Raw genomic sequence first — 2,131 nt, 5'->3', positions numbered from 1 at the left:
TGTAAGTGGTTCGGCGCGATCGAGCATTTGCCAGTATAAATCTAGATAGTCTTTAAATGCTGCTAGCAGTCGCGTTGAGACGGTTTCGACATCTGTTTTGGCAAACAGTAAATACTTAGAAAAATATTGATTTGAATCGTAAAATTTCATCTCCAGATCTTGCGATAAATCTGGGTACCGATCGTGCAGAAACTTCAACGGCTCGATGTATTTTTCCTGATAAGCTTCATCTTGAAATAACGGCTGAAAGTCAAGCACTACCAAATTCTTGACTTTACCAAACGAGAGAAAGTCTAATCCTAACAGCGGCAGATCGTAATGATGGTTGGGATAAATTACACAGTTAAATATCTGCGAACTTACACCAGCATCGATATATGTATACCGGATTTTTCGCAACTGCGGGCATTCATAAGACCAGCTTTGAATCGTTGCCGGATTTTTACCTCGATCGCTAACATTCAACTCCAAACCAGCCGGAATTGGTCGCTGTTGGAGATCGAACTTGGCGGTCAGTTCGCTTTCTAAGTGATTCAAAAATGGCTTATACATGGAGCAAGGCTACGATCGATCCCCCCCAGAATAGCAGGATTTTTAGGTAGCCCGATCGAGATTCTGAAAACAAGGCAACAAATTGTAATAATTTAGCGGGGAGCGGGGAGATGGGAGTTAGTTGCTATGCACTAATGTCTCATCTGCGTTTGGCGGGGGTGGAATTGTTGCCCAGGAGTGGTAAGCAGCCGCCGATGATGAAGCCGAGAGCTACTGCACCTGCTAGAACTAGTCCCCACGGTAGATCGATCGATTTCCAGAATACAAATCTCAGGTTGACTAAGCTAGCATTCTGGACTGATATTAGTGCGATCGTGACAATCCAGAATGCGGCGATTGTCGAAATAACTAAATTAACCATAACTGCTACTAAGGTAGTGTTACCCCCAAAACCTAAAAGATTCTGGGGGAAAATCCCCTCTCACTTCGACTTCGCTCAGTGAGCGGAGCCGAACTGAGGGCGGGGTGGGTAGATCTCCGCCACAACTCAAATAAATCCAAACCGAGTAATTACTTCAACGCCTCGATCTCGCTTTCCATCGTCGATGCTAACTTCTGCAACTGCTCGGCGGAATGAGTTTCCAGATACACGCGAATCAGCGGCTCCGTACCAGAAGCGCGTAACAACACCCAGCTACCATCAGCAAGATAGAACTTCACCCCATCTTTACGACCGACTTCTTTAACGTCAATCCCCGCGATACTCGTCGGTGGGTTTTCGCTGTAAGTCTTCATTACCGCTGCTTTATGAGCGTTATCGAGATGTAAATCCAGACGACGGTTGGCTAATGGCCCACCAGCTTCGGCGATAACTTCTGCTACCATTTGGCTCAATGGTTTGCCTTCATACGCGATCGCTTCGGCAATCAGCATATCAGCCAGGATGCCATCTTTTTCGGGAATGTGTCCGATGACGCTCAAGCCGCCGGATTCTTCACCACCAATTAAAACGGGGATGAGGCGCATTTGTTCGCCGATATATTTGAAACCCACTGCGGTTTCAATTAAAGGGACACCATGCTTGGCAGCAAAGTTGTCTAATAGGTGGGTAGTCGCCACCGTACGGACGATCGCGCCAGTTTTACCTTTGTTTTTAATTAAATGCTTGGCAAGCACCAGCAAGACGGTATTTGGCGTGAGCATGTTACCAAGCTCATCGACGATTCCAAATCTGTCTGCGTCGCCATCTGTCGCGACACCAAGATCGGCTTTATCCTTTTGCACGGCGGCGATGAGTTCGCCTAATAATTCTGCTTTGGGTTCTGGCATTCCACCGCCGAATAATACATCCCGCTGCATGTGGAAGGTTTCAGTTTCGCAGCCGCAATGGAGTAATACCTTGTCTAAATAGCCGCGCGAGGTGGAGTACATCGCATCGAATTTGACTTTGAGTTTCGCAGAGCGAATCCGATCGACATCAAGCAGAGTGTAGATAAACTTGAAATATTCTGGCTGCGGATCGAAAATGCTGATATTTTTGCTATTCTTCTTCTCTGGGGGTGCATCGCTGGCACTATCTAGATTAGCAACGATCGTATCGGTAATTTCTAGAGTTGCTGGCCCTGCATAATCGGGGATA

General features: G+C 46.7%; 3 protein-coding genes. All 3 read right to left on the bottom strand.

Annotated elements, in window-relative coordinates:
- Positions 1-552 (bottom strand): 15,16-dihydrobiliverdin:ferredoxin oxidoreductase (locus tag Q0R35_RS03935; RefSeq protein WP_295614680.1); only part of this gene is annotated, 552 nt, incomplete at its 3' end.
- Positions 553-691: 139 nt separating this feature from the next.
- Complete coding sequence (locus Q0R35_RS03930; protein WP_295614678.1) at positions 692-913, bottom strand: LapA family protein; 222 nt, start codon at positions 911-913, stop codon at positions 692-694.
- 149 nt (positions 914-1,062) lie between these two features.
- Positions 1,063-2,131 (bottom strand): phosphoglucomutase/phosphomannomutase family protein (locus Q0R35_RS03925; protein ID WP_295614676.1); only part of this gene is annotated, 1,069 nt, incomplete at its 5' end.

It is taken from the genome of Chamaesiphon sp. GL140_3_metabinner_50, assembly GCF_025361915.1.
In the GTDB taxonomy this organism is placed as follows: domain Bacteria; phylum Cyanobacteriota; class Cyanobacteriia; order Cyanobacteriales; family Chamaesiphonaceae; genus Chamaesiphon.
Note: the sequence above shows the minus strand (reverse complement) of the source record. Positions and strands in the feature narration are given on the sequence as shown.

Coding starts and splice junctions, on each gene's coding strand:
- Q0R35_RS03930 (WP_295614678.1), bottom strand. CDS start 913: ATGGTTAATTTAGTTATTTCGACAATCGCCGCATTCTGGATTGTCACG.